Consider the following 24,594-nt stretch of genomic DNA (forward strand, 5'->3'; position numbering starts at 1 on the left):
TCACCCTTTCACTGAACCGGCGGTGAGGCCGCGGATGAAGTATTTGCCAGCAACGACGTAGACAAAAAGCGTAGGAAGCGCGGCGATGATCGCTGCGGCCATATCCACATTGTACTCTTTGACGCCAGTGGTGGAGTTGACGATATTGTTCAGCGCAACGGTGACAGGCTGGGTACCCGCCTGGCTGAAAGACACACCAAACAGAAAGTCGTTCCAGATCTGGGTGAACTGCCAGATGACCGTCACTACGATGATTGGCAGCGACAGCGGCATAAAGATCGACCAGAAGATGCGCAGGAAACTGGCGCCATCTACCTTGGCCGCTTTGGTCAGCTCAGCCGGAACCGTCACATAGTAGTTGCGAAAAAACAGCGTGGTAAAGCCAAGCCCGTAGATCACGTGGACAAAGATCAGCCCCGGAATACTGCCCGCCAGCTGCATCATGCCCAGTACCCGTGCCATCGGCAGCAACACCACTTGGAACGGGATGAAACAGCCAAACAGCATCAAAGAGAAGATCAGGTTGGCCCCTTTGAATTTCCAATGGGCAATCACATACCCATTCAGCGCGCCAAGGATGGTCGAGATCGCAACCGCCGGAATGGCAAGAATGACCGAATTCCAGAAATAGGGACGCAGCCCTTCGCATTGAATGCCCGTACAAGCACCGGACCAGGCGGTTTTCCAGGCGTCAAACGTGACCTCGCGCGGCAATGCCATCAGCGATCCGGTGCGGATTTCCTCAAGGCTTTTGAGGGATGTTGTCAGCATCACAAACAACGGCAACAGATAGTAGAGCGCAAAGAGGCCAAGGATCAGATAGAGGCCCAAACGCAGGGCGAGCTTGCCAAACCCGGTGTCGGATTTTGCGCTGCGCGCGGTTGAAGACATAGGGAGATCAGTCATTTTTCGCCCTCAGTTCTGAGTAGAGATAGGGAACAACGATGGTGAAAACGACCGCCATCATGATCATCGCAGAGCTTGCCGCCTGACCAATGTCACCGCGCGAAAACGCCATGGCATACATGTAGGTCGCGGGCAGATCGGTGGCATATCCCGGACCACCGCCGGTAAGCGCGATCACCAGATCAAAGCTTTTGATCGCCAGGTGGGCCAGCACGATAAAGGCAGACAGGAAGATCGGCGCCATCGAGGGGATGATGATCGCCGTATAGATCCGCCAGGTGGGGATACCGTCGACCTGGGCTGCCTTGATGATCTCTCCATCCACAGAGCGCAGGCCTGCCAGGAACAGCGCCATCACAAAGCCCGAGCTTTGCCAGACAGCCGCAAGCACAACCGTGTAGAGCGCGTAGTCCGGGTTCACAAGCCAGTCAAAGGTAAAGTTCTCAAACCCCCAGCCGCGCACGGTTGCCTCGAGTCCCAGACCGGGATTGAGGATCCATTTCCACGCAGTGCCGGTCACAATCATCGACAGCGCCATCGGGTACAGATAGATCGTGCGGATCACCCCTTCGGTGCGCACCTGCTGATCGAGAAAGATCGCCAGCATCAGCCCCAGCACCATGGCGATCACGATAAACAGCGCGCCAAAGATAAAGAGGTTGTCCATCGCCGTATCCCAGCGCGGCGAGGCAAAGAGTTTCTCGTATTGGATCGTGCCCTTGAGTTCGTAGCGGGGCAGAAGTTTTGAGCGGGTAAAAGAGACCCACGCCGTCCAGCCAATAAATCCATAGACAAAGATCAATATGGCGATGAAGGACGGGGCGAGCACCACCTTGGGCAGGTGATTTTCGAGCCAGTCAGACATGATGTCCTCCCATTAAAAAGCCGCCCCCACGCCGCGCATGGGGGCGGCCACATGATGTCAAGATTAGTAGCTGTTGGCGACGGCGTCAGCGAGCATCTGCACCGCTTCGGCTGAGGACATGTCAGAGTTGAAATGCGCGGTCACAACGTCGGTGATCGCACCCGCCTGTGCGCCACGCAGCGCCATGCCATGGGCGTAAGACGGCAGCAGAGTTCCCCCTTCGGACGAAGATGTCATGTCAGCGGCTGACAGATGCGCACAGCTGTCAAACTCATCCAGAGCCACGTCAACACGCGCCGGGATTGACCCCTTGTTCAGGTTGAAAACCTTCTGGAAGTTCTGCCCCACGATCAGCTCGGCCAAGAGATCCTGACCGGCCTTTTTGTCGGCGCCGGCCACATCAAACATCGCAAAGCTGTCGACATTGTACAGGAAGCCATCACCCGGCGTTGAAGCACACAGGAAGTCTTCGCCAGGCACTTTGCCTGCAGCCAGGAACTCACCCTTGGCCCAGTCGCCCATGATCTGGAACGCCGCTTCGCCGTTCATGACCATCGCCGTGGCAAGGTTCCAATCCCGACCAGAGAAGTTGCCATCCACATAACCACGCAGGGTGCGCATCTGGTCGAAGGCCTGAACCATCGTGTCAGACGTCAGCGCATCGGTGTCCAGATCAACCAGTGCCTGCTGGAAAAACTCCGCACCACCAACTCCCAACACAACAGCTTCGAACACGGTTGCGTCCTGCCAGGCTTGCCCGCCGTGGGCCAGCGGGGTGATGCCAGCAGCCGCCAGTTTTTCGGCAGCGGCGTTGAATTCGTCCCAAGTTGTGGGCATTTCAATTCCATTGGCAGCCAGCAGTTCGGCGTTTGCCCAGATCCAGTCGACGCGGTGCACGTTGACCGGTGCGGCACACCAGCTTCCTTCGCATTTCATGTGGTTGGCAATGGATTCTGGCAGAACAGCGGCCCAGCCCGACGCCTCGGCCACGCTGGAGATATCGGCCAGAACGCCTTCCTCGTACCATTCCTGAATGGCGGGGCCTTTCAGCTGAACCGCGGTTGGCGCATTGCCGGACAGGACACGTGCCCGCAGCGCGGTCATCGCAGCGTCACCGCCGCCACCGGCCACTGGCATATCCGTCCAGGTGCCACCTTTGGCTGCGAACTCTTGCTGGAGCACGGCCACGGATTTCGCCTCACCACCGGATGTCCAATAATGCAGGACTTCGGCTTCGGGGCCTGCGAATGCGGCGGATGCCGACGTTATGGCAAGGGCAGAGACTGCCGCAAATGCGGTGAATTTCATGTTAGATTTCCTCCCATTGGTGCCGCCCCTCCCGGGCAGCTGTGGCTCATCATTGTGAATGAAGGGGGCCTGTGACAACGTGCAATACACCCGCCAGACGGATGCGAGGGCAGTTTTTGTGCGGTTTTGTTACGCCCTGTTACTTTGGCATTGATTTTGTTGCACAGCGTTACAATGACACAAGGAGGGAGCGCCAATTCATTGGCAAAAGGAGGAGAAGCACCGTGACGATTCCCCGACTGTTGGTCGTTGATGACGATGCAGAGATGCGCGCGATGATGGTGCAATTTCTGCGCCAGAACGGCTATATCGCCCTGCCCGCGTCTACTGAGGCCGAGATCCAGACCCTGATCAAAGACAACCGGGTGGATCTGGTGTTGCTGGATGTCATGTTGGGGGATGAAAACGGGGTCGAGATCTGCGCCCGTCTCCGCAAGGATCGGGACGTGCCGATCATTCTGGTCTCGGCCCTGTCCGCAGATCACCAGCGCATGGCGGGGTATGAGGTTGGCGCCGATGACTATATCGCCAAGCCCTTCAATCCGGATCTGTTGCTGGCGCGGGTCAAGGCGGTTTTGCACCGTGCCCGCCGCAGCGCCTCGCTTATCTATCGCCGCAATACCGAAACGTTCCACTTTCAGGGCTGGATCTATGACGGCAAACGCGACGAGGTGCGCGCGCCTGATGGTGTGCAGGTGGCCCTGTCCAAACGGGAGACCGCCTTGCTCAAGGTGTTTCTGGCCAATCCCCATATCCCTTTGACTCGCGAAGAGATCGCCGCCGCGCTGGATGTCACCGGCGACAGTGGCGGTGATGCGGCGGGGCGGGCCATCGATGTTCTGGTCGGACGGTTGCGCACCAAGGTCGAGGCCAACCCCAAAGACCCCAAGATGCTGCGCACCGAACGCGGTGTTGGCTATGTCTTCTCCGCGGATGTTGAGGTTGAAGCCAGTTGAGGGCGCGCGCGCTTTCATTGCGCCGTTTGGGGCAGATCTGGGTTCTGGTTGCGGCTCTGTCCGGCGTACTCTTTAGCGGGGTCTGGATTGGGTCATCGCGTGCTTGGGATCGACATCTGACCCAGAGTTTTGTTGCGGGCTTTTCCTTATATGAAGCCCTGCGCCAAGGCACGCCCCTGCCACAGGACATTCGCGCAGAGCCAATGTCGCATGAACAATCCGCGTTGGCCGAAGCGGGGCGGTTTGAACGGTTAAACCAAGCCCCTCACCCGGCCTATGTCACCAACCTGTCGATCCATTCCAGCAGTATCGATCCCTTGCTGGGGGATACGCTGACCCTGGCCATTGTGTCGGACCGGCTGCGCTACCGTGTGGGCGACATCACGCCGCGTGCGGAGGCAAGTGCCGCTGAAAAGCTGGGGAATGTCACGCAGATCCTCGCGACCTATTGTTCGAACCCGGTGATTTACGCACGCTATGGGCTGGGGCCCTGGTTGCAGGTGAACGGCACATCCATCTGGGGCTGCAGCGCGCGGCCCACCGATTGGCGCCTACCGGCTGCTTTTGGTCTGTTTCTGGTTATGGCGGTCTTGTTGTCGCAAGTGGTGCGTGTCGCCAGCCTGTTCGAAGCTTTTGCCCGCCGCCTGCGGCAGCACCGACGTCTGGGCGGGCCAGAAAGCTATGAAAGCGACGGCCCATCTGAACTGAAAGAAGTTGTAGAGGCGGTGAACCTCTACCTTGAGGCCGAACATGACAGCCTGTCGAAACGGGCGGTGGTTCTGTCCGGTATCAGCCATGATCTGGGCACCCCTGCCACCCGGTTACGGCTGCGCGCCCGCCTGATCGAGGACGCCGCGCTGCGCTCAAAACTCGAAGGCGACATCGACCAGATGACCGGTATGATCGAAAGCGTCCTGACCTACACACGCGCTGAATTGAACCTGGAAGAGCCGCGCGAATTGTCCCTGTCGTCCTTGGTCGAAGCCTTGGTGGACGACTACCGCGATGTGGGCCATCCGGTGGATTTGGTCGAAAACGCCCCGCTTGTGGTGCACGGCATGGGCTCGCTGTTTCAATCGCGCAAAGGGTCCGCAACCATCCCTCAGGATCGCCGTGTCATTGTCACCTGTCGCCCGGTGGGGCTGCAAAGGGCCCTGTCAAACCTGATCGACAATGCAATCAAATATGGTCGCACCGCGCGGGTGACCTTGCAGGCCGACAGCCGCTTTGCCACCGTTTTGATCGAGGACGAAGGCACCGAATTCACCCTGGACGACATCAACCGCATGATGGCCCCGTTTCAGCGCGGCCATAACACCACCCAGATCGAAGGCACCGGTCTGGGGCTTTCCATCGTGGTTACAATCGTGTCGATCCACGGCGGCACTTTGACGTTTGAACAGGGGGATGTGGGGCTGCGCGCACGGGTTGTTCTGCCCCGGTGAACGTCTCCGTTTGCACAGATCTGTCCCCCTCTTTGGGCAATGACAACAACACCACCATAAAAACCGCAGTCCCGGTGCCTCTCTATGGTAAGAAATCGTATTATGAAACGTGCTAAATTTACGTGTGCAGGCTTATTAAATTAGCAATGCTCACCCGATTGAGCACGAACAGCAACTGTAGTAACAGCATTTCAATGGAAGCCGCCTAATTCAGGAGCCCAATAGATCAGCCGTGCAGAGATGCGACAATGAGGACGGTCCCTTTGTGCTGCTGATGATCTTGCAAACCAAGCATGCTTGGTATACATCCGCATACAACGCGCTTGTCGCTGACTCGCCAGACCTGTCTTAGATTCAGTGGTCAAGCTTACCGAAACGCATATTCGTCGAGGCAGTCATGAGCTTGTACACAGACTACTTAACAGAGATCGAAACGCGCAAAGAGCAAGGGTTGAACCCCAAGCCCATTGATGGTGGCGCTCTGACCCAAGAGATCATCGATCAAATCAAAGATGTGGACAATGCACATCGCGCTGCCTCTTTGCAGTTCTTCATCTACAACACCCTGCCCGGCACCACGAGTGCTGCAGGCGTAAAAGCCGCCTTCCTGAAAGAGATTGTTCTGGGCGAATGCGCTCTCGAAGAAATCTCTGTTGAATTTGCGTTCGAGCTGCTGTCCCACATGAAAGGCGGCCCTTCGATCGAAGTTCTGCTGGACATCGCATTGGGTGACGACGCAGCGCTGGCCACACAGGCCGCAGACGTGCTGAAGACACAAGTCTTCCTGTATGACGCGGACACCGACCGCCTGGATGCCGCCTACAAGGCTGGCAGCGCCGTCGCCAAAGACCTGCTGGAAAGCTACGCCAAGGCGGAGTTCTTCAACAACCTGCCCGAGATCGACGAAGAGATTAAAGTTGTGACTTATATCGCCGGCGAAGGCGATATCTCCACCGACCTTCTGTCTCCGGGCAACCAAGCGCACTCGCGCGCGGACCGCGAATTGCACGGCAAGTGCTTGATCTCGGAAACCGCTCAGCAAGAAATCGAAGCGCTGAAGATCAAACACCCCGATGCGCGCATCATGTTGATCGCGGAAAAAGGCACCATGGGTGTTGGCTCCTCCCGGATGTCCGGTGTCAACAACGTGGCCCTGTGGACCGGCAAACAAGCCTCGCCCTATGTGCCATTTGTGAACTACGCACCGATCGTTGCGGGCACCAACGGCATCTCGCCGATCTTTTTGACAACCGTCGGCGTGACCGGTGGTATCGGTGTCGATCTGAAAAACTGGGTCAAGAAAGTTGACGAGGACGGCAATCCGATCCTGAACAACGATGGCAATGCCATTCTTGAGCAGAAGTACTCGGTTGAGACCGGCACAGTTCTGACTATCAATACCAAGTCCAAGAAGCTTTATAGCGAAGACGGCAGCGAAGAGCTGGTCGATATGGCCGGATCTTTCACTCCGCAAAAGATGGAGTTCATGAAGGCGGGCGGCTCGTATGCCATCGTCTTTGGTAAGAAACTGCAGACATTTGCCTCCGAAGCTCTGGGCATCAAACTGGAATCCGCTTTTGCGCCGTCCAAAGAGATCAACGTTGAGGGCCAGGGCCTGACGGCTGTTGAAAAGATCTTTAACCGCAACGCTTTGGGTGTGAAAACCGACAAGCCGCTGCACGCGGGATCGGACGTGCGTGTCAAAGTCAACATCGTTGGCTCGCAAGACACCACCGGCCTGATGACCATGCAGGAACTGGAAGCAATGGCCGCGACCGTTGTGTCCCCTTCTGTTGATGGCGCCTATCAGTCTGGCTGTCACACCGCGTCCGTTTGGGATCTGAAGGCACAGGCCAACACACCGCGCCTGATGCAGTTCATGAACGACTTTGGTCTGGTCACCGGTCGTGACCCCAAGGGTGCGTATCACCCGATGACCGACGTTATTCACAAGGTGCTGAACGACATCACCGTGGATGACCGCGCGATCATCATCGGCGGCGACAGCCACACCCGTATGTCCAAAGGCGTGGCCTTTGGTGCGGACTCCGGCACCGTGGCGCTGGCGCTGGCAACCGGCGAAGCCTCCATGCCAATCCCCGAGTCCGTCAAAGTGACCTTCACCGGTCAAATGGCAGACCACATGGACTTCCGCGACGTGGTGCATGCCACCCAGGCACAGATGTTGGAACAACACGGCGACAACGTGTTCCAGGGCCGTGTCATCGAAGTGCACATCGGCACCCTACTGGCGGACCAAGCGTTCACCTTCACCGACTGGACGGCTGAGATGAAGGCGAAAGCCTCTGTCTGTATCTCCAACGATGAAACCCTGATCGGGTCCCTGGAGCTGGCGAAATCCCGCATCCAGATCATGGTCGACAAGGGTATGGAGCATGAAAACGGCATGCTCGCCAACCTGATCAAGATTGCGGATGACCGCATTGCTGAGATCAAATCAGGCGAAAAAGCCGCGCTGGTTCCAGATGCAAACGCCAACTACTTTGCCGAAGTTGTTGTAGACCTCGACGCGATCGTTGAGCCAATGATCGCGGACCCAGACGTGAACAACGTCGACGTCTCCAAACGTTACACCCACGACACCATCCGCCCGATCTCCTTCTACAAGGCAGAAAAGAAGGTCGACCTGGGTTTCGTTGGCTCCTGCATGGTCCACAAAGGCGACATCAAGATCGTGGCGCAAATGCTGCGTAACCTTGAAGTTGCCAATGGCAAGGTTGAGTTCAAAGCGCCGCTGGTTGTGACTGCGCCGACTTACAACATCATCGATGAGCTGAAAGAAGAAGGCGACTGGGAAGTGCTCCAGAAGTACTCAGGCTTTGAGTTCGACGACACCGCGCCCAAAGAAAAAGCGCGGACCGAGTATGACAACATCCTCTATCTCGAACGTCCGGGCTGTAACCTTTGCATGGGTAACCAGGAAAAAGCGGCCAAGGGCGACACCGTTCTGGCGACCTCGACCCGCCTGTTCCAAGGCCGTGTCGTGGCTGACTTGCCCGAGAAAAAGGGTGAATCGCTGCTGGGCTCGACCCCGGTTGTTGTCCTGTCCGCAATCCTGGGCCGCACGCCGACCCTGGAAGAGTACAAGACAGCCGTTGAAGGCATTGACCTGACCAAATTTGCACCGCCCCTCGACAAGAACGAAGCGGCAAAATCGATGTTCTTCTAAGACCACGACTGCACCAAAAAGAAGGGCCGCGACGGAAACTCCGTCGCGGCCTTTTTTCGTTGCGTGGCTGTTTGAAACGACAGCCAGATCAGATCACAGGATCAAGCGGTCTCGGTTTCCAATGCATAGGATCCGTCTTCGCGGTGCACTTCATTGCCGGTGACCGGCGGGTTGAAACAGCAGGCCATGACCAGCTCTTCATCGGCGCGTAGGATGTGGCGGTCATGCTTGTCCAGCGCATACATCACGCCGGGCTTGATGTGGTGCGTCTCCCCCGTGGCGATGTCGGTGATCGAACCGGAGCCTTGCATGCAATAGACGCTTTCAAAGTGGTTCTTATACTCGAACGTATGTTCGGAACCCGCCTCCAGAAACGTGATGTGGAAGGAGAACCCCATCCCATCATCCGCCAGCAGCATGCGCACGCTGGTCCATTTTGCATCGGCAACCACCCGGTCGCGCTGGCTTTCGATGATTTCGTTAAAGTCACGGACAATCATTGTCTTACTCCGCTGCCATTTTCTGGGCGCCCAGCACATCCTGTGCGGCACCGATTAGTATATTGAGCCCGTCCTGCAACACCGCATCCGGTGTTGTCAGCGGGGCGAGGATCTTGACCACCTGATCCTCAGCGCCTGAGGTTTCGATGATCAACCCATTCTGGAAGGCACGGCGGCAGATCTTGCTCGCCAGCTCACCACAGCCCACATCGACGCCGCGCATCATGCTCCGCCCTTTGATGCGGGCACCGGGCACCATATCGGCAATGGTGTTCAGGCCTTTTTCGACAATCACAGCCCGGCGCGCGATATCTTTTTCAAAAGCAGTGTCCGCCCAGAACGTCTCGATCGAGACCCGTGCAGTGACAAAGGCATGGGTGTTGCCACGGAAGGTGCCATTGTGTTCGGCCGGCCCCATCACGTCAAACTCGGGTTTCACCAGGACCAAGCCCATCGGCAGCCCAAAGCCCGAAATCGATTTGGCCAGGGTGACGATATCCGGCGTGATGCCCATGCTCTCAAACGAGAAGAACTGCCCGGTACGGCCACAACCCGCCTGAATGTCATCCACAATCAACAAGGCGCCTGCGTCCTTGGCAAGCTTTGCAATCCGTTGCAGCCATTCACCACTGGCCGCGTTCAAACCGCCTTCGCCCTGGACAGTTTCCAGCAGGATCGCTGCGGGTGCATCCAGACCGGACGAACGGTCGTTCAACATCGTCTCCAACAGCTCGGACGTATCGCAGCTCTGCCCCATGTAGCCATCAAATGGCATGCGGGTCACATTGTTGAGGCTGACGCCCGCACCACCGCGATGGTAGCTGTTGCCGGTGGCTGCTAGCGCCCCTTGAGTGACGCCGTGAAACCCATTGGTAAAGGCGATCACATTGGTGCGCCCGGTTGCCTTGCGCGCGATTTTCATCGCGGCTTCTACGGCATTTGCACCCGTAGGCCCGGTGAACATAACCTTGTGATCCATGTCACGGGGACGCAGGATCAGCTGTTCGAACGCCTCCAGAAACGCACCCTTGGTATTTGTGTGCATGTCCAGACCATGAGCCAGGCCGTCCGATTGCAAGTGGTCAATCAGCGCCGCCTTCATATCTGGATTGTTGTGACCGTAATTCAAGGAAGAACAGCCTGCCAGAAAGTCGATATATTGCTGCCCGTCCTGGGCGGTCATCTGTGAACCGGAGGCGGAGGTAAACACAGTGTCGAAGCCGCGGCAGTAGCTGCGTGCATCAGACTCGCGACGGGTAAAAATGGCTTTGGCGGAGGTATTCGTAGACATACGACCTCTTTCAGCTTTTGAGGGGAAAGGGAAAAATCGCGTCGGCACCAAAAGGTGCCACGCAATCATGCAGCAAGCGCGACCCGGTTTTTCAGCGGGATAGTGACCAGGTTCTCGGTCTTGCACCGATCCTGAAAATGCTGCGCTTGCGTGTAATACGGGGTGATATCCAGCTGGCTGTCTTGCAGCTTGGCAAACTTGCGGAACAGCGCCCATGAGGCGTCGTTTTCAGCCGTGATTGTGGTTTGAATGCGCGTCACGTCCTCACACTGGGAACGACGCAGGATCGATTGCAACATCATCGCACCCAGGCCACGACCGCGCACAGATTCCGCAACGGCGACCTGCCAGACAAACAACGTGTCCGGCTCGTTCGGCATCACATAAGCCGAAATCCAGCCCACAGCCTCTTGCGAAAGCTCAGCCAACACGCAGGTATCCGCGAAATGGTCACACTGCAGAAGATTGCAATACATGGAATTTTCATCGAGCGGTCTGCACGCGCGCACCAGTTTCCAAACATCGGCACCATCAGTGGCAGTAGGTTGGCGCAGTGTTGGCAGGGCAATGCGTGCCAGGTCAGCGGGGTGTTGCATCTATCAGCTCTCCTTATCGCTTCGATGCACGAAGTATCAGACACAATCCAAAACTTCAACAATCAAAGCATAAAATGTTCAAAAGCGACTCATTTGAGCAATACGCGGCCCAAACCGTCGCATATCGACCACGAAACACTTGGACAAGCCAACTATTTTTGAATTTGCGAAACGTCGACACCACCGGTATGCTTTGACATCTGAAGTAATGGAGCTTGAATGGAACGGATTGACAGCAGCCTGATCGCCTTGCGCCGCATTGTGCGCGCAACTGAATTGTTCGGCCGTGAAATCCGCCAGACAACGGGCGTTACCCCAACCCAGTTTCGAGTTTTGCAAATCATCGCGGAAAACGGGTTCGCGACGGCCAAGGCGATCTCGCTCAGGATGCGCGTCTCCCAGGGAACGGTCACATCGCTGGTGGACAAGCTGGTGCGCGAAGGACTGGCCTTGCGGGAGAAATCAAGCCAGGACAGACGCCAGACCAATATCCTGCTGACGGATGCCGGGCGCGGCGTTATCGCGGACGCCCCCGATCCCTTGCAGCAGCGGTTCGTGCGTAAATTCGCCGCTATGGACGACTGGGAACAGGCCATGCTGGTTGCGAGTCTGGAACGTGTGGCGTCGATGCTGGACGCCGAAGATATGGATGCCTCCCCCGTTCTGGACACTGGGGAGATCCGACCGGCGACATAGCGCCGACTTCGTATATCAGAACACTTGGCCAAGGCGCGAGATCGCGTCCAATCGCCTTGGGCCAAACGAAAAGGGGCCGCCAGATGGCGACCCCTTCCCTATCATCCGACTGGATGGGGTGACTTACATCATGCCGCCCATGCCGCCCATGTCGGGCATGCCGCCACCTGCAGATGCGCCGCCGTCTTTGGATGGTTTGTCAGCAACCATTGCTTCGGTGGTGATCAGCAGACCAGCAACCGACGCCGCATCTTCCAGAGCGGTACGGGTTACTTTTGCAGGGTCGATCACGCCGAAGGAGAACATGTCGCCATATTCTTCGGTCTGTGCGTTGAAGCCGAAAGAGGTCTCGGAGCTTTCGCGAACTTTGCCTGCAACAACCGCTCCGTCAACACCGGCGTTCTCAGCGATCTGACGCAGAGGCGCTTCGATTGCTTTAGCAACGATCTTGATACCAGCGTTCTGGTCAGCGTTTGCGCCTTCCAGACCGGCCAGTGCTTTACCAGCTTGAACCAGAGCAACACCACCACCAACGATAACACCTTCTTGAACGGCCGCGCGGGTCGCGTTCAGTGCATCGTCAACGCGGTCTTTGCGCTCTTTTACTTCCACTTCGGTCATACCACCAACGCGGATCACAGCAACACCACCTGCCAATTTGGCAACGCGCTCTTGCAGCTTTTCGCGGTCGTAGTCAGAGGTGGTTTCTTCGATCTGGCTGCGGATCTGTGCAACACGTGCTTCGATCTCAGCTTTCTCACCAGCGCCGTCCACAACAGTGGTTTCGTCTTTGGTGATCTGGATTTTCTTGGCGGTGCCCAGCATGTCCATGGTCACGGACTCAAGCTTCATGCCCAGATCTTCGGAGATCACCTGGCCGCCGGTCAGGATCGCGATGTCTTGCAGCATGGCTTTGCGGCGATCGCCGAAACCAGGTGCTTTAACAGCTGCGATTTTCAGACCGCCGCGCAGTTTGTTGACAACCAGGGTCGCCAGCGCTTCGCCTTCAACATCTTCTGCGATGATCAGCAGAGGCTTTTGCGACTGGATCACAGATTCCAGCAGCGGAACCATGGACTGCAGAGAAGACAGTTTTTTCTCGTGCAGCAGGATCATGCAGTCTTCGAGTTCTGCAGTCATCTTGTCAGGGTTGGTGACAAAGTAAGGTGACAGGTAGCCACGGTCGAACTGCATGCCTTCGACAACGGTGGTTTCTGTTTCTAGACCTTTGTTTTCTTCGACGGTGATAACACCTTCGTTGCCAACTTTTTGCATCGCGTCTGCGATTTGCTGACCGATTTCAGCTTCGCCGTTGGCGGAGATGGTGCCAACCTGTGCAACTTCGGCAGAATCTGCAACTTCACGTGCAGCGGACTTCAGGCCTTCAACAACTTTGGAAGTTGCCAGATCGATGCCGCGCTTCAGGTCCATTGGGTTCAGACCAGCAGCAACTTGCTTCAGGCCTTCTTTGACGATGGCTTGGGCCAGAACAGTCGCGGTGGTGGTGCCGTCGCCTGCTTCGTCGTTGGTGCGAGAAGCAACTTCTTTCACCATCTGGGCGCCCATGTTTTCGAACTTGTCTTCCAGTTCGATTTCCTTGGCAACGGAAACACCATCTTTGGTGATGCGCGGTGCGCCAAAGGATTTGTCCAGAATGACGTTACGGCCTTTGGGGCCCAGGGTCACTTTGACGGCGTCTGCCAGTACATTTACGCCAGCCAGCATACGGTTGCGGGCATCGGTGTCGAACTTGACGTCTTTTGCAGCCATGTTCTTTCTCCTTCGAGAATTAAGTTAGAATATGCGAGATGGGGGATCAGAGAAGCGTTGGGAAAAACCCGGTCGCTTACTCGATGATGCCCATGATGTCGCTTTCTTTCATCATCAGCAGCTCTTCGCCGTTGACAGAAACTTCGGTGCCGGACCATTTGCCGAACAGGATCTTATCGCCAGCTTTAACAGCCATTGCGATCAGCTCACCGCTGTCCTTGCGTGCGCCTTCGCCGGTTGCGACGACTTCGCCTTCGGACGGCTTTTCTTTTGCACTATCGGGGATGATCAGACCACCAGCGGTTTTTTCTTCGCCTTCGGTACGACGCACCAGCACGCGGTCATGAAGCGGTTTCAATGCCATCTTTGCAGCTCCTTAAGCTCAAAGTTAGTTTCTCTAAACACCCGTGCCATCCTTCTTGGAAGCAACGAGCACGGATCATTATCACTCACAACAGCCGAGTGATAACGGCACGGAAGCTATGGCGGGTGTTGGCCCCTGTCAACGGGGTCTAAGGGAAAACACTGTGACTTTTTTGTGCTGCACTGCGGCCATCGCCCCGAGTTCGCCCTATATCTTGCCAGAAGCCCAGGCGGCGTTAACCTTTCCCACACAGTCCAGGACGCGGTCGCCTCTGCCAAAGGGGCAGGACTGAGGTTCGCACATGCCGCGAATCGACGGCCGGCGGTCTGGACAAAACGGCGCAGAGAGTCGTTTTTACGCCATTAATTAGGTGCGATATCGCCGTAGAAAAGTCACCGTCGCACCGTGATTTCAACACAAGCCGCTGCAGCTTTGAGCAAACCGAAACAATCACCGCAAATTCTGCAAAAATGTTTCGTTATCAGAGGGTTGATATGTCCGTGAAATCCTTAATAATAGGTATACGAGCAACGGTATATAGCATTGCTCGAGACTATACGGAATTTCACAAAGCCATTTTCATATCGACAGAAGAGAGGGCTTTTGCCCTCTCTCTTTCGGTGTGAGATCCCCGACCTCAGCCGTCCGTGTCCGCGCTATGCGCCCAATCGGCCAGACCTTTCTGTCCCGCCTCAGTCAGGGCATAAATCCCCTTCGCAACACGTTCAAACCAACCATAATGGTTGTCGGCCATTATCCGCGTGGCTTTGGGCACCTCTGCCTCTTTTGCGACCACCGCCCCCTTGGATGGGCCATTTTCCGCCAGATAGGTCGCACAGGCCAGCGCATCCTGGCGGTAGGCGGTCACAATCCCATGGCGCGTCGCACCGCCTTGGTTGGGATCACCACGCAGGCGTTCGAATTCGCGCAACAGACGGGCTTGTTTGACCTTGGACTGGCGCGGCGCATAGGGACCCGGGTCACATTGCACCTCGGCGCGACCATCCTCCCGAACTGTGATCAGCCCGAGCCCCAGCCGTCGACACATTGCCAGGTTATCCCGCATTTGCCGCCGCGCCTGCCGCCCTGTTGGTCGGGGTACGGCGATATAGACCAGATCCGTCACCGCCAGCCGCGCGATCGCTTGATGAAACAGAGACAGGGAAAAGCGCAGTTTTAGCTCGACCACCACCGGCGGCTCGTCGCCCCTGCGCGCCACCACATCAGCGGCGACCACCTCTCCCTTCACCTCATACCCCTGGTGTTCCAACAAGGATTTAACGGGCGCATAAAGCTGGTCTTCACGGTTCATGGGCGATGATTGGCAGGTTGAAGAGATCGTGACAAGTCATCGTGACTGCCCCCCTTGCAAATTGCGCGCAATGGCCGTTAGCTCAAAGGACTTTATGAGCATTGAGATTACGTATGAAAAAGTTTCTGCTGGGTCTAGCCTTTGCGCTTTATGGCACCGCGGCTCTTGCCGCGTGCAAAGGGGTCGATTACCGCGACCACCTGCCGCCAACTGTTGCCGCACGTCTGGAACAGCAAATGGCCGCAACCCCCTTTGCCACCGGCAACCACTGGGTCGCGCGCAAAGGCGACAAGACGCTGCATATCGTGGGCACCATGCACAGCGGCGACCAACGCATGGCAGCCGTCATGCGCACCCTGCGCCCCGTCATTGCCGACGCGGACGCGGTATATTTTGAGGTCACCGGGCGCGAGGTTGCCTCTTTCCGGCAGGATTTCATCAAAAACCGCGATGCGTTCTTGCTGCCGAAAGAGGGGACATTGTCCCAAGTGATGTCCCAGGCGGGCTGGCGACAGTTCCAGCTCTACGCCAAAGTCACCGGATTGGATCTTAAGGCGGTGGAGCGGTTGCAGCCCTGGGCGATCAGCACTTTTCTGGTCCAAAACGGCTGCCGGCCCTCCGGATTTGGCGTGCGCCGTGGCCTGGATGACCGCATCGAAAAATTCGCGGTCCGCAAACGCATCCCAATTGGAGCGCTGGAAAGCGTCGAAACCAGCCTGCAGGCCATGGTGCGCATTCCGGTCCGCGATCAGGCCAAGATCCTGGAGAACGATATCGCGTTGCTGATGTCTCCACGCCCCGATGACGCCACCGCAACCGAGGCTTATTTCGACGAGAGCGTCTGGCAGGCTTTTTTGCTGCTACCTTGGATCACCCAACAATATGTCGACAGCCCCCCGCGTGAGCTGGAGCGATTGAACAGGGTATTAAATGAAAGCCTGCTGACATGGCGCAATCGCAAATGGATGCGCACCTTGTTGAATGTCCAGGGTGATACTGTGGTGGTCGCGGTCGGCAGCGCGCATCTTCCTGGCAATAGCGGTGTTTTGAACCTGTTAAAACAACAGGGTTACAGATTGGAGCGGGCGGCATTTTGATGCCCCTGCATGTCCACCCACGAGGTTTCAATGCTTAAACGTATCACGGTGGCCCTTGCGCTGCTTCTTCTGGTCCCCGGACTGGCTCTTGCGACGTGCAATGGCCAGGATCTGCGTCGCGATCTGTCTCCGCAAGATCGCGCAGCAGTGGCCGCATCCATGGCCGATGTCCCCTTTGCCGAAGGCAATCATTGGGTCGCCAAACAGGGCGCGCGCACAATCCATCTGATTGGCACCGTGCATATATCCTCGGACCGGTTGACGCCCATTACCGAGCAGCTACAACCCATCATCGCCGGGGCCGACGTTCTATTTCTGGAAAGCACCCCGGATGAGATCGCCAAGATGCAAGACCATCTGGCGCGTGATCCCGAGCTGACCTTTATCACCGAAGGACCCACTCTGATCGATCGCCTGCCCGCGGGTGATTGGGAGATCCTGTCGCAAAAGGCCAAGGAGGCCGGTATCCCGTCTTGGGTTGCGGCCAAAATGCGCCCCTGGTTTCTGGCAACCGCGCTGTCATTGCCCGCCTGCCTGCGGGCCGATCCCAACGTTGAATACGGGCTCGACAAACGCTTGGCCGCCGTGGCCAATGACGTCAATATTCCCACCGCCTCGCTTGAAGATCCGCTGGATGTGATCCGCATGCTGGACCGCGACCCGCTTGAGGAACAACTGCGCCAGATGCGCCCCTATATTGCGCTGATCGGCGGCGGCGAAGATGGCGAAGACGGGATTGCCACCATGCTGGCCGCCTATTTTGATGAACGTGTGGCCGAGTATTTGGAAATCAGCCGCACCGAGTTTCTGAATGGCTCCACCACCTCAACGGGTGAGGCTGACAAGATCTGGACCGACCTGATGGCGCGTCTTTTGAAAGAGCGCAACACCACCTGGATGCCGGTCATTGAATCCTTTGAAGGCAATACAATCGCCGTCGCAGTGGGCGCGCTACATCTGCCCGGTGAATTTGGCCTGCTGAACCTGCTGTCGGATGCGGGCTACAGCATCGAACGCGCAGCGTTTTGATCACTGCAAGAGGCCAAGAAAAAGGGCGCGCAGCCAAAACTGCGCACCCTCTCCTGCTCGATCAGAGGTCGGGATTTAATCCCCGTCAGCCACCCCTGCTGCACGCAGACGGGCGCGCCGGGCACGGTAGCTGGGCAGCACCACTAAAATGGCGGCCAACACCAACAGGCCCAAGGTCATCGGACGTTCCCAGATAAACGCCACCCCGTCATACAGTTGCATGGAGCGCGCAAAGTTGTCCTCCATCATACCGCCCAAGATGAAGCCAATCAGTAGCGGCGCCAGTGGGTAGTCCGCAAACTTCAGCGCCGTGGCACAGACCCCGAACCCAACCAGCAGCAGCAATTCGGTTGCATTGTTCTGCCCGATATAGGCCCCCATCAGGGTAAAGAACAAAATGAACGGGATCAGATAGTTGCGCGGCACTGACAGAACCTTGGCGATATAGGGGATCAACGGCAGGTTCAGGATCAACAGAACCAGATTGCCAATGAACATCGACATGATCACCGCCCAGAACACTTGCGGTTCATCAATCATCAATCGCGGACCCGGTGTCACATTCAGCGCAATCAGCGCGCCCAACAGGATTGCCGTGGTGCCAGACCCCGGAATACCCAACGTCAAAAGCGGCACAAAGGACCCGGTGCAGGCGGCGTTGTTCGCGGTCTCTGGCGCGGCAAGCCCTTTGATGGAGCCTTTGCCAAACTCATCCTGCTCTTCCTTGGTGGCTATATTGCGTTCCAACGCATAGCCCAAGAAACTGGCGATGGTCGCACCGGCCCCCGGCAGAACCCCAATAAAGAACCCCTGCAACGACTGGCGACCAATGACCGGCGCGATGGATTTGGCCTCTTGCCGGCTGATCCGCAGATCCGAGATTTCGCCGCTGTTGCCGCTCATCTCTTTCTTTTTCAAAACCAGAAACAGCGCCTCTGGCAGGGCAAACATCGCCATTGCAAGTGTGATAAAGCCAAAGCCCGATTGCAGATCCATCACCCCCATCGTGAAGCGTGGCAGGTTGAACAATGCCCCCTCACCCACGGTGGCCATGATCAACCCCAAAAGGGTCATCAACATTGCCTTGGCCACCTGCCCGGTTCCGGCAAAAGCCGCAATGGCCGAAAGACCCACAACCATCAATGCGAAATATTCAGAAGAGTGGAACAACAGCGCTACCGACGACAGGGCTGGCGCAAAGATCATCAACAAGATCGCACCAATGGTGCCGCCCGCAAAGCTGGAGATCGCGGCAATGGTCAGTGCCTTCCCGGCCTTGCCCTGACGCGCCATCGGATAGCCGTCAAAACTGCTGGCAACCGTGCCTGCAACGCCGGGTGCGTTCAACAGAATGGATGAGGTCGAGCCACCAAAAATCGCACCGTAATAAACGCCTGCAAGCAGGATCAACGCGGCCGAGGGGTCCCCCATGGAGATCGCCACCGGGATCATGATCGCAATGATCGACATCGGGCCAAGGCCCGGCAACATGCCGATGAATGTACCAATCAGACAGCCTGCGATCACCATCAACAGGTTCTGAAACGAGAGGGCCGTTTGCAGCCCGATCAAAAGTCCTTCGAGCATATCAGCCTCCTATGAAACCGGGTAACGGACGCAGGTAGATCCCCAGCACTTGCTGAACCAGATACCACACCACAAAGGTCGCAATACCTGCCACCACCGCCATGATGACCCAGCGGCGCTCACCAAGGATGGCGGAGCCCAGCATCAAAAACGCGATTGTTGAAAACAAAAAACCAAGCGGGCGCAAACACAGCGCATAAGCGACCATCAGCCCCAGCAGCAAAAGCGCCTGACCGATATGATAATCGCCAAGGCGGCGATAATCGATTTCGCCAATCTTAGCTTCGCCATTTTCAAGGCCCAACAGAATGGTCAGCGACGCGACAATTCCCAAAATCGACAGCACTTTTGGAAATGTGCTGGGCCAGATGGGCGCGCGTTTCATAAAGGGTGCAAGACCTGCGTCCATGGTGAACCACGCCGCATAGCCATAGGCCAGACAAATGCCCAGCAGCACCAAGGCGATCCAACGATCAAGTGCCATTATTCCCCTCCCCGTGGGATAAAAGAAGGGCGGGAGTTTTCGTCCCGCCCTAGGTTTGTTTTTTCAAAGGTCGTGCCTAGGGTTGTTCGCGATCAGAGGAAGCCAAGCTTCTTCATCAGGTCGCCAATGGTCTTTTCCTGATCTTCCAGGAAGGCTTTGAAATCATCGCCCGAGTTGTGGATATTCACCCAACCATTGCGCGTACGTACGGCTTCCCATTCCGGGGTGTCGTACATTTTTTCAATCGCCGCCTGATAGGTCGCCAATTTGTCAGCAGGCAAACCCGGTGCACCAAAGAACCCGCGCCAGTTCACAAAGCTAGTGTCGATGCCCTGTTCTTTCATGGTCATCGCATCAGGCGCCGCATCCACGCGCTCATCTGAGGTAACGCCGATGATCTTCACTTCGCCTGCGGCTGCCAAATCAACCGCTTCTGAAAATCCGGTGGACAGGGCTGCGATTTCGCCAGAAAGCAGCGACGCCATGGCTTTGCCACCCGCATCATAGGGGATGTATTTCACGCCCAGCGCGTCTTTGCCGGCCGCTTCCATCACCATCGCTGCGACCAGGTGATCCATGCCACCCGGAACCGAACCACCGCCAATGGCGGTTTTGGATGGGTTGGCGTCATAGGCAGCCAACAGATCTGCCATTGAATTGATCGGGCTGTCTTTGCCGACCACAATCGCGGCGTAGTCCCCAATGGTGCCTGACACCAGGGTCAGGTCGCGGAAGTTGTGTGGAAACACACCGGTCAACGAACGGATCACGATGGGGGTGGAATTCACCATCAACGTGTCATGGTTGCTGTCGGCGTTTTCGATCAGGAATCCGATCGCCTTGCCGCCGCCACCACCGGACATGTTCTCGTAAGATGCGGTGCCAATAAGCCCAGCGCCAGTCAGCGCTTCGCCGGTTCCACGCGCGGTGCCGTCCCAACCACCACCGGCGCCGCCGGGGATCAGGAAGTGGATGCTGTCGAGAACTTTTTCTTCGGCAAATGCTGGTGCGCCAAAAGATAGCGTTGCGATAGCAGTAGCCAACAGGGCGCGGCGGCCCAGTTTAAATGTCGTCATAATTTCCTCCCATTTGACAACTGGTCGCAAGGCGACACAATCGTTGGAGCATTGTTCACGTGAACCTGACACAAACCTGTCGCGCCTTGGGAGGGGCGGAATGTTCAATGAAATTTCTTCTGGTCGAAGACAATCTGGATCTCGCAAACGCTGTCACGTCACGCATGTTGATGGATGGCCATGTTGTTGATCATGCAGAGAAAATAGAAGACGCAAAACTGTTTTCCGATACCGGGGAATATGACCTGATCCTGTTGGATATAATGTTGCCCGATGGCGATGGGCGCAGCTTTTTGGAACATCACCGCGCCAAAAAACGCGACACACCTGTCATCGTTCTGACGGCCCGTTCGCAGGTTTCTGACAGAATCAGCCTGCTCGATCTGGGTGCCGATGACTACATGACCAAACCCTTTGACCACGCCGAATTGCAGGCGCGGGTGCGGGCAGTGTTGCGCCGCAACCACGGATCTTCGCAACCGGTGATCTCTGTTGGCGATGTCAGTTTTGACCCTGTGGCCGGTCAAATGCGGGTCAAAGGCACGCCCGTCAAACTGCGCAACCGCGAGCTGCGGCTGTTCGAACTACTGATCAACGCGCCCAATCAGATCTTCTCAAAACAGAAGCTCTGCGACCGGCTTTTCACCTTTGATGAGGACGTCTCAGAGAATGCGATTGAGGTCTATATCGGACGTCTGCGCAAACATCTGGAGCCCTCTTCTGTAACCATCACCACCCACCGTGGACTTGGCTACAAGTTGGACCCCAGATGAGCGATCAACGGGCCGGTAAGGTCAACACATCCGGGTCGCTGCGCAATACCTTGATGATCTCCTTGATCGGTGGTGCAGTGGTGCTGGCGGTGATCCTTTATCTGGTGGTGCGCACCTATGCGGCCCAGATTGCGCAATCGACGCAGGACCGGATCCTGAGCGCATCTGTCACCTCGATCCTGGATGCGGCTGCGATCCGCAATGATACCTTGTCGGTGGAACTGCCCTATTCGGCCTTCTCAATCCTGTCGACGCAGGCCGATGATCGGTTTTTCTACGCCCTCTATCAGGACGGTGAATTTCTGTCTGGCTATGACCGGATAATCCATATCGAAACCCCACCCGGTGAGGTGCAATTTGTCAGCGGGCGTTTTGACGGATCTGACCTGCGCATGGCCACCGCCGCGCGGCGTTTGGTCGGTGGCACCGAACGCACCACCCTCAGCGTGACCGTGGCCCAAACACAGGAAAGTCTGGCCGGGGTGCTGAACCGGATTTCCCGCAATGCCGCGTTGCTGGGCTTTGGGTTCTTTGCCCTGATGACCCTGCTGTCCCTGTGGCTGACCTATGCCACCATCACCCCTCTCACCCGGCTGGCCGCATCGGTGCAGCGGCGCGGCGCCGAGGACTTGCGCCCGGTGGCCGCCCCTGTCCCGGCCGAAATGGCGCCGCTGGTCGGCGCGCTCAACAGCTTTATGGGGCGGTTGTCGCATTCGCTGAACCAATCCGAAGAATTCATCGCCGAGGCAGCGCACCGTGTTCGCACCCCGCTCGCCACCGTACGCTCTTATGCGGAAACAACATTGCAGCGGGTCGACAAGTTGGAGAACCGTCAGGCCCTGCGATCCATGGTGCGCGCCATCGACGAAAGCTCCCGCGCGGCGGGGCAATTGCTGGATCACGCGATGATCACCTTTCGCGCTGATCATCTGAACAAGGAAGAGCTGAACCTGACCGAACTGACCCAAGAGCTGATGCAAGCCATGCGCCCCATTGCTGAAATGAAGGACGTCGAACTTGACCTCATCGCCAGTGACACGGTTTACACCGAGGGCGACTCGATCCTGCTGCAAAATGCCCTGCGCAACCTAATCGACAACGCGCTGAAATACGCCCCATTTGAGACCGCAATCACCATCAAAGTTTCGGCCAATCCAGCACAGGTCAAAGTGCGCGATTATGGCCCCGGCTTTCCGGTGGATGAGATCGACGAGCTGGCAACCCGGTTTCGACGTGGCACCAATTCCGAAGGCATCATCGGATCGGGCCTGGGGCTGACAATTGCTTATGACGTGGCCACCGCGCACGGCGGCACATTGACCCTGACCAACCCTGCGGAGGGCGGCGCATGCGCTATTTTATCGCTTTAATTCTGGTATTTTGCGCCACGCTTACCCTGGCCCAAGATTGGGAAGATGAACGCCTGTTTGGCGAGAAAAATGCAGCGGTGACCCTGCGGGTTCTGTCCAGCACCGACACCGACTATCTAGCGGCCATGATCGACGGTTTCATTGCCCAAAACCCTGACCTAGCGGTGGAATACCTGGTCACCGGCACTCAAAATCTGAACCGCGTGATGCGTGCAGATCCTGGCCGGTTTGATCTGGTAATCTCAAGCGCGATGGACCTGCAAATCAAACTGGTGAACGACGGGTTTGCCTCTGCGTTGGATGACATCACGTCGCCGGAATGGACCCATTGGCGCAACAGCCTGTTTGGCTTTACCGCGGAACCTGCCGCCATCGTGCTGCATAAATCAGTGCTGGCCAACCACCCTGCCCCCGAAACGCGACAGGATCTGATCCGCCTGCTGCGCGCCGAACCTGACCTGTTTCGCAACCGGGTTGCCACCTATGACATTCGCACCGCTGGCCTTGGCTATCTGTTTGCCGCCCAAGACGCGCGTACCTCCGAAACCTATTGGCGCCTGTCCGAGGTGATGGGCGGGTTGGGCACCCGGCTCTATTGCTGTTCCGGAACCATGATCGATGCGGTCGCGCGCGGCGACATGTTGGTCGCCTACAATGTGCTGGGCAGCTACGCTGCCGCCCAGGCGCAGGATCACCCCCAGATCGAAGTCATCGTGCCGGCCGATTTTGCCACCACCATGATGCGCACCGTGCTGGTGTCGCGTCGGTCGAGCAAACAGGACAACGCGCGCAACTTCGTGGCCTATATGTTGGAACACTTCTCCAATCCACCGCCATTGGGCACGCCGCAATTGCCGCAGCTGTTATCAAAAGAGGGGCAGAAAAACAGGCAGGTCATCCCTTTGGAGCCCGCCTTGATGATTTATCTCGATCGGCTCAAACGTCAGGCGTTCACCCGCGAATGGGAAAGCGCCGTCATTCAATAGATTCACGCAATTGCTATGTTCCTCGAGCGAAGAGAGACCTCCGGCGTGTTGCAGAAAAATGACGTTGTTACAATTCGAACTCGTGCAGCCGATATTGGATGGGTTATTGCAGAACCGAACGGATGCTTGCTTCTCCCTGGCAATGGCTTTGCCGCGCAAATCGGTTGAGGGGATTCATGTTGTGAAACCAGCATGATCGTTGAAGGCATGAGCAGCTGGGCCCCAACGAAGTACAAGACCACAAATTGGCCGTCTTACAATGACAGTTTGAAGCTACGCGGATCGCTGTCGATTTGGTTTGACCCTGAGATGGCCTGGGTGCCACCGCCAAGCGGCAAGCGCGGTCGATAACAGAGTTTCAGCGACGCGGCGATAGGCGTGCCTGACTTTGAAGGTCCTGTTCGGGCTCCCATTACGGCAGACCACTGGCTTTGTGCAAAGGCACCGAAAAAAATAGCTTTCTCTGGCCCACAGGACTGTTTGTGACACTGCCTGCATCGGGTGTTGTTAGGTTGCTGAGTGGCTATCTGGGCCTTGGCCAATAGGCGCTTGGCGTTGCTGTCTTTTTAGGGGGGATCTTGCTTGTCCCCTATGTGGCGATGTACTTTAGGCGCATATTCAACGTCCCCGCTGCCACCTCTTGGGTCATTCTGACTGTGTTTGGCGTAGTTAGGTTCAGGCCTTCGGTAACGGGAGCACTTCTGTCAAGAGATTCCACGCAAACAAACTGATCCGCCGGAGCGGTGCTTTTAGTTCGTCGCGTCCGCGCTGCTTTCTCTCACAGCCTTTGACTGAGGTCCTTTGGGTACATGCTTCGGTTCGTGGTCAGCGCGACGGCTGCCAACAGGATGCTGGTTCGATGTAATTCCGATGTGCCCATCTCATAGGCGTGCTTGACGGATGTCAGCGACGTCCTGACCACGGCATCATCGGAACCACGTCCCTGCGGGACCTCGAAAGCTTGCGATTAAGCAGGCAACGGTTCTGTGCTGG

Annotated in this window: 21 protein-coding genes and 1 pseudogene; 10 read left to right on the top strand and 12 right to left on the bottom strand. The window is 57.0% G+C overall.

The genetic code is table 11. From position 1 onward, the window contains the following. From KMP13_RS07670 to KMP13_RS07680, 3 genes are all read right to left on the bottom strand, one after another. Positions 1-906: a carbohydrate ABC transporter permease gene (locus KMP13_RS07670; protein WP_215265256.1), complete on the bottom strand. Its 906-nt coding sequence runs from the start codon at positions 904-906 to the stop codon at positions 1-3. After that, the gene (locus KMP13_RS07675) at positions 899-1,771 is read right to left on the bottom strand and encodes a carbohydrate ABC transporter permease (RefSeq protein ID WP_215265257.1); all 873 of its coding nucleotides are present in this window, start codon (positions 1,769-1,771) and stop codon (positions 899-901) included. The genes KMP13_RS07670 and KMP13_RS07675 overlap by 8 nt, the downstream gene beginning before the upstream one ends. Positions 1,772-1,834: 63 nt before the next feature. Then, positions 1,835-3,079, bottom strand: a complete 1,245-nt coding sequence (locus tag KMP13_RS07680) for an ABC transporter substrate-binding protein (protein ID WP_215265258.1) — start codon at positions 3,077-3,079, stop codon at positions 1,835-1,837. Between the two features lie 224 nt (positions 3,080-3,303). Here KMP13_RS07680 and KMP13_RS07685 point away from each other — a divergent pair, with 224 nt between their 5' ends. From KMP13_RS07685 to KMP13_RS07695, 3 genes are all read left to right on the top strand, one after another. Next, on the top strand, positions 3,304-4,035 hold the full coding sequence (locus KMP13_RS07685; protein ID WP_215265259.1) for a response regulator transcription factor: 732 nt from the start codon (positions 3,304-3,306) through the stop codon (positions 4,033-4,035). Between the two features lie 17 nt (positions 4,036-4,052). Beyond that, entirely contained in the window at positions 4,053-5,480 is a 1,428-nt protein-coding gene (locus KMP13_RS07690; protein ID WP_251363725.1) for a sensor histidine kinase, read from the top strand. A gap of 397 nt (positions 5,481-5,877) precedes the next feature. Then, on the top strand, positions 5,878-8,670 hold the full coding sequence (locus KMP13_RS07695; protein WP_215265261.1) for a bifunctional aconitate hydratase 2/2-methylisocitrate dehydratase: 2,793 nt from the start codon (positions 5,878-5,880) through the stop codon (positions 8,668-8,670). 101 nt (positions 8,671-8,771) lie between these two features. Here the strand turns inward: KMP13_RS07695 and KMP13_RS07700 are convergent, their stop codons facing one another. From KMP13_RS07700 to ectA, 3 genes are all read right to left on the bottom strand, one after another. Then, positions 8,772-9,170, bottom strand: coding sequence for an ectoine synthase (locus KMP13_RS07700; RefSeq protein ID WP_215265262.1), 399 nt, complete (start codon positions 9,168-9,170; stop codon positions 8,772-8,774). Between the two features lie 4 nt (positions 9,171-9,174). Continuing rightward, complete coding sequence (gene ectB, locus KMP13_RS07705; protein ID WP_215265263.1) at positions 9,175-10,461, bottom strand: diaminobutyrate--2-oxoglutarate transaminase; 1,287 nt, start codon at positions 10,459-10,461, stop codon at positions 9,175-9,177. A gap of 65 nt (positions 10,462-10,526) precedes the next feature. Continuing rightward, the gene (ectA, locus tag KMP13_RS07710; RefSeq protein ID WP_215265264.1) at positions 10,527-11,057 is read right to left on the bottom strand and encodes a diaminobutyrate acetyltransferase; all 531 of its coding nucleotides are present in this window, start codon (positions 11,055-11,057) and stop codon (positions 10,527-10,529) included. A gap of 219 nt (positions 11,058-11,276) precedes the next feature. Here ectA and KMP13_RS07715 point away from each other — a divergent pair, with 219 nt between their 5' ends. Beyond that, positions 11,277-11,753 carry a MarR family winged helix-turn-helix transcriptional regulator gene (locus KMP13_RS07715; protein WP_215265265.1) on the top strand — a complete coding sequence of 159 codons (477 nt, stop codon included), beginning with the start codon at positions 11,277-11,279 and terminating at the stop codon, positions 11,751-11,753. 123 nt (positions 11,754-11,876) lie between these two features. Here KMP13_RS07715 and groL read toward each other — a convergent pair whose 3' ends face one another. The 3 genes from groL to KMP13_RS07730 form a co-directional block, all read right to left on the bottom strand. After that, positions 11,877-13,523: a chaperonin GroEL gene (groL, locus tag KMP13_RS07720; protein WP_215265266.1), complete on the bottom strand. Its 1,647-nt coding sequence runs from the start codon at positions 13,521-13,523 to the stop codon at positions 11,877-11,879. Between the two features lie 76 nt (positions 13,524-13,599). Continuing rightward, a complete protein-coding gene (locus tag KMP13_RS07725) occupies positions 13,600-13,887 on the bottom strand; it encodes a co-chaperone GroES (protein ID WP_215265267.1) in 288 nt (95 codons plus the stop codon). Positions 13,888-14,524: 637 nt separating this feature from the next. Then, complete coding sequence (locus KMP13_RS07730; protein ID WP_215265268.1) at positions 14,525-15,199, bottom strand: DUF2161 domain-containing phosphodiesterase; 675 nt, start codon at positions 15,197-15,199, stop codon at positions 14,525-14,527. 113 nt (positions 15,200-15,312) lie between these two features. Between KMP13_RS07730 and KMP13_RS07735 the strand changes: the two genes are divergently transcribed. Both KMP13_RS07735 and KMP13_RS07740 read left to right on the top strand, forming a co-directional pair. After that, on the top strand, positions 15,313-16,296 hold the full coding sequence (locus KMP13_RS07735; protein WP_215265269.1) for a TraB/GumN family protein: 984 nt from the start codon (positions 15,313-15,315) through the stop codon (positions 16,294-16,296). A 30-nt stretch (positions 16,297-16,326) separates the two neighbouring features. After that, positions 16,327-17,325 (top strand): TraB/GumN family protein, encoded by a 999-nt coding sequence (locus KMP13_RS07740; protein WP_215265270.1) that lies wholly within the window; start codon positions 16,327-16,329, stop codon positions 17,323-17,325. A 75-nt stretch (positions 17,326-17,400) separates the two neighbouring features. Here the strand turns inward: KMP13_RS07740 and KMP13_RS07745 are convergent, their stop codons facing one another. The 3 genes from KMP13_RS07745 to KMP13_RS07755 form a co-directional block, all read right to left on the bottom strand. Further along, a complete protein-coding gene (locus KMP13_RS07745; RefSeq protein WP_215265271.1) occupies positions 17,401-18,912 on the bottom strand; it encodes a tripartite tricarboxylate transporter permease in 1,512 nt (503 codons plus the stop codon). Between the two features lies 1 nt (position 18,913). Then, a complete protein-coding gene (locus KMP13_RS07750; protein ID WP_215265272.1) occupies positions 18,914-19,396 on the bottom strand; it encodes a tripartite tricarboxylate transporter TctB family protein in 483 nt (160 codons plus the stop codon). A 92-nt stretch (positions 19,397-19,488) separates the two neighbouring features. Next, the gene (locus KMP13_RS07755; RefSeq protein ID WP_215265273.1) at positions 19,489-20,472 is read right to left on the bottom strand and encodes a Bug family tripartite tricarboxylate transporter substrate binding protein; all 984 of its coding nucleotides are present in this window, start codon (positions 20,470-20,472) and stop codon (positions 19,489-19,491) included. 107 nt (positions 20,473-20,579) lie between these two features. On the opposite strand from KMP13_RS07755, the gene KMP13_RS07760 reads away from it, so the two are divergent. The 4 genes and pseudogenes from KMP13_RS07760 to KMP13_RS07775 all read left to right on the top strand — a co-directional run. Beyond that, complete coding sequence (locus tag KMP13_RS07760; RefSeq protein WP_215265274.1) at positions 20,580-21,245, top strand: response regulator transcription factor; 666 nt, start codon at positions 20,580-20,582, stop codon at positions 21,243-21,245. Beyond that, on the top strand, positions 21,242-22,615 hold the full coding sequence (locus tag KMP13_RS07765; protein ID WP_215265275.1) for a sensor histidine kinase: 1,374 nt from the start codon (positions 21,242-21,244) through the stop codon (positions 22,613-22,615). The genes KMP13_RS07760 and KMP13_RS07765 overlap by 4 nt, the downstream gene beginning before the upstream one ends. Next, the gene (locus KMP13_RS07770) at positions 22,594-23,601 is read left to right on the top strand and encodes an ABC transporter substrate-binding protein (RefSeq protein WP_215265276.1); all 1,008 of its coding nucleotides are present in this window, start codon (positions 22,594-22,596) and stop codon (positions 23,599-23,601) included. The genes KMP13_RS07765 and KMP13_RS07770 overlap by 22 nt, the downstream gene beginning before the upstream one ends. A gap of 207 nt (positions 23,602-23,808) precedes the next feature. Then, positions 23,809-24,040 (top strand): annotated as a pseudogene (locus tag KMP13_RS07775) (transposase); the annotation flags it as partial. Positions 24,041-24,594 lie beyond the last annotated feature (554 nt).

Source organism: Epibacterium ulvae (genome assembly GCF_018678075.1).
GTDB lineage: Bacteria > Pseudomonadota > Alphaproteobacteria > Rhodobacterales > Rhodobacteraceae > Epibacterium > Epibacterium ulvae_A.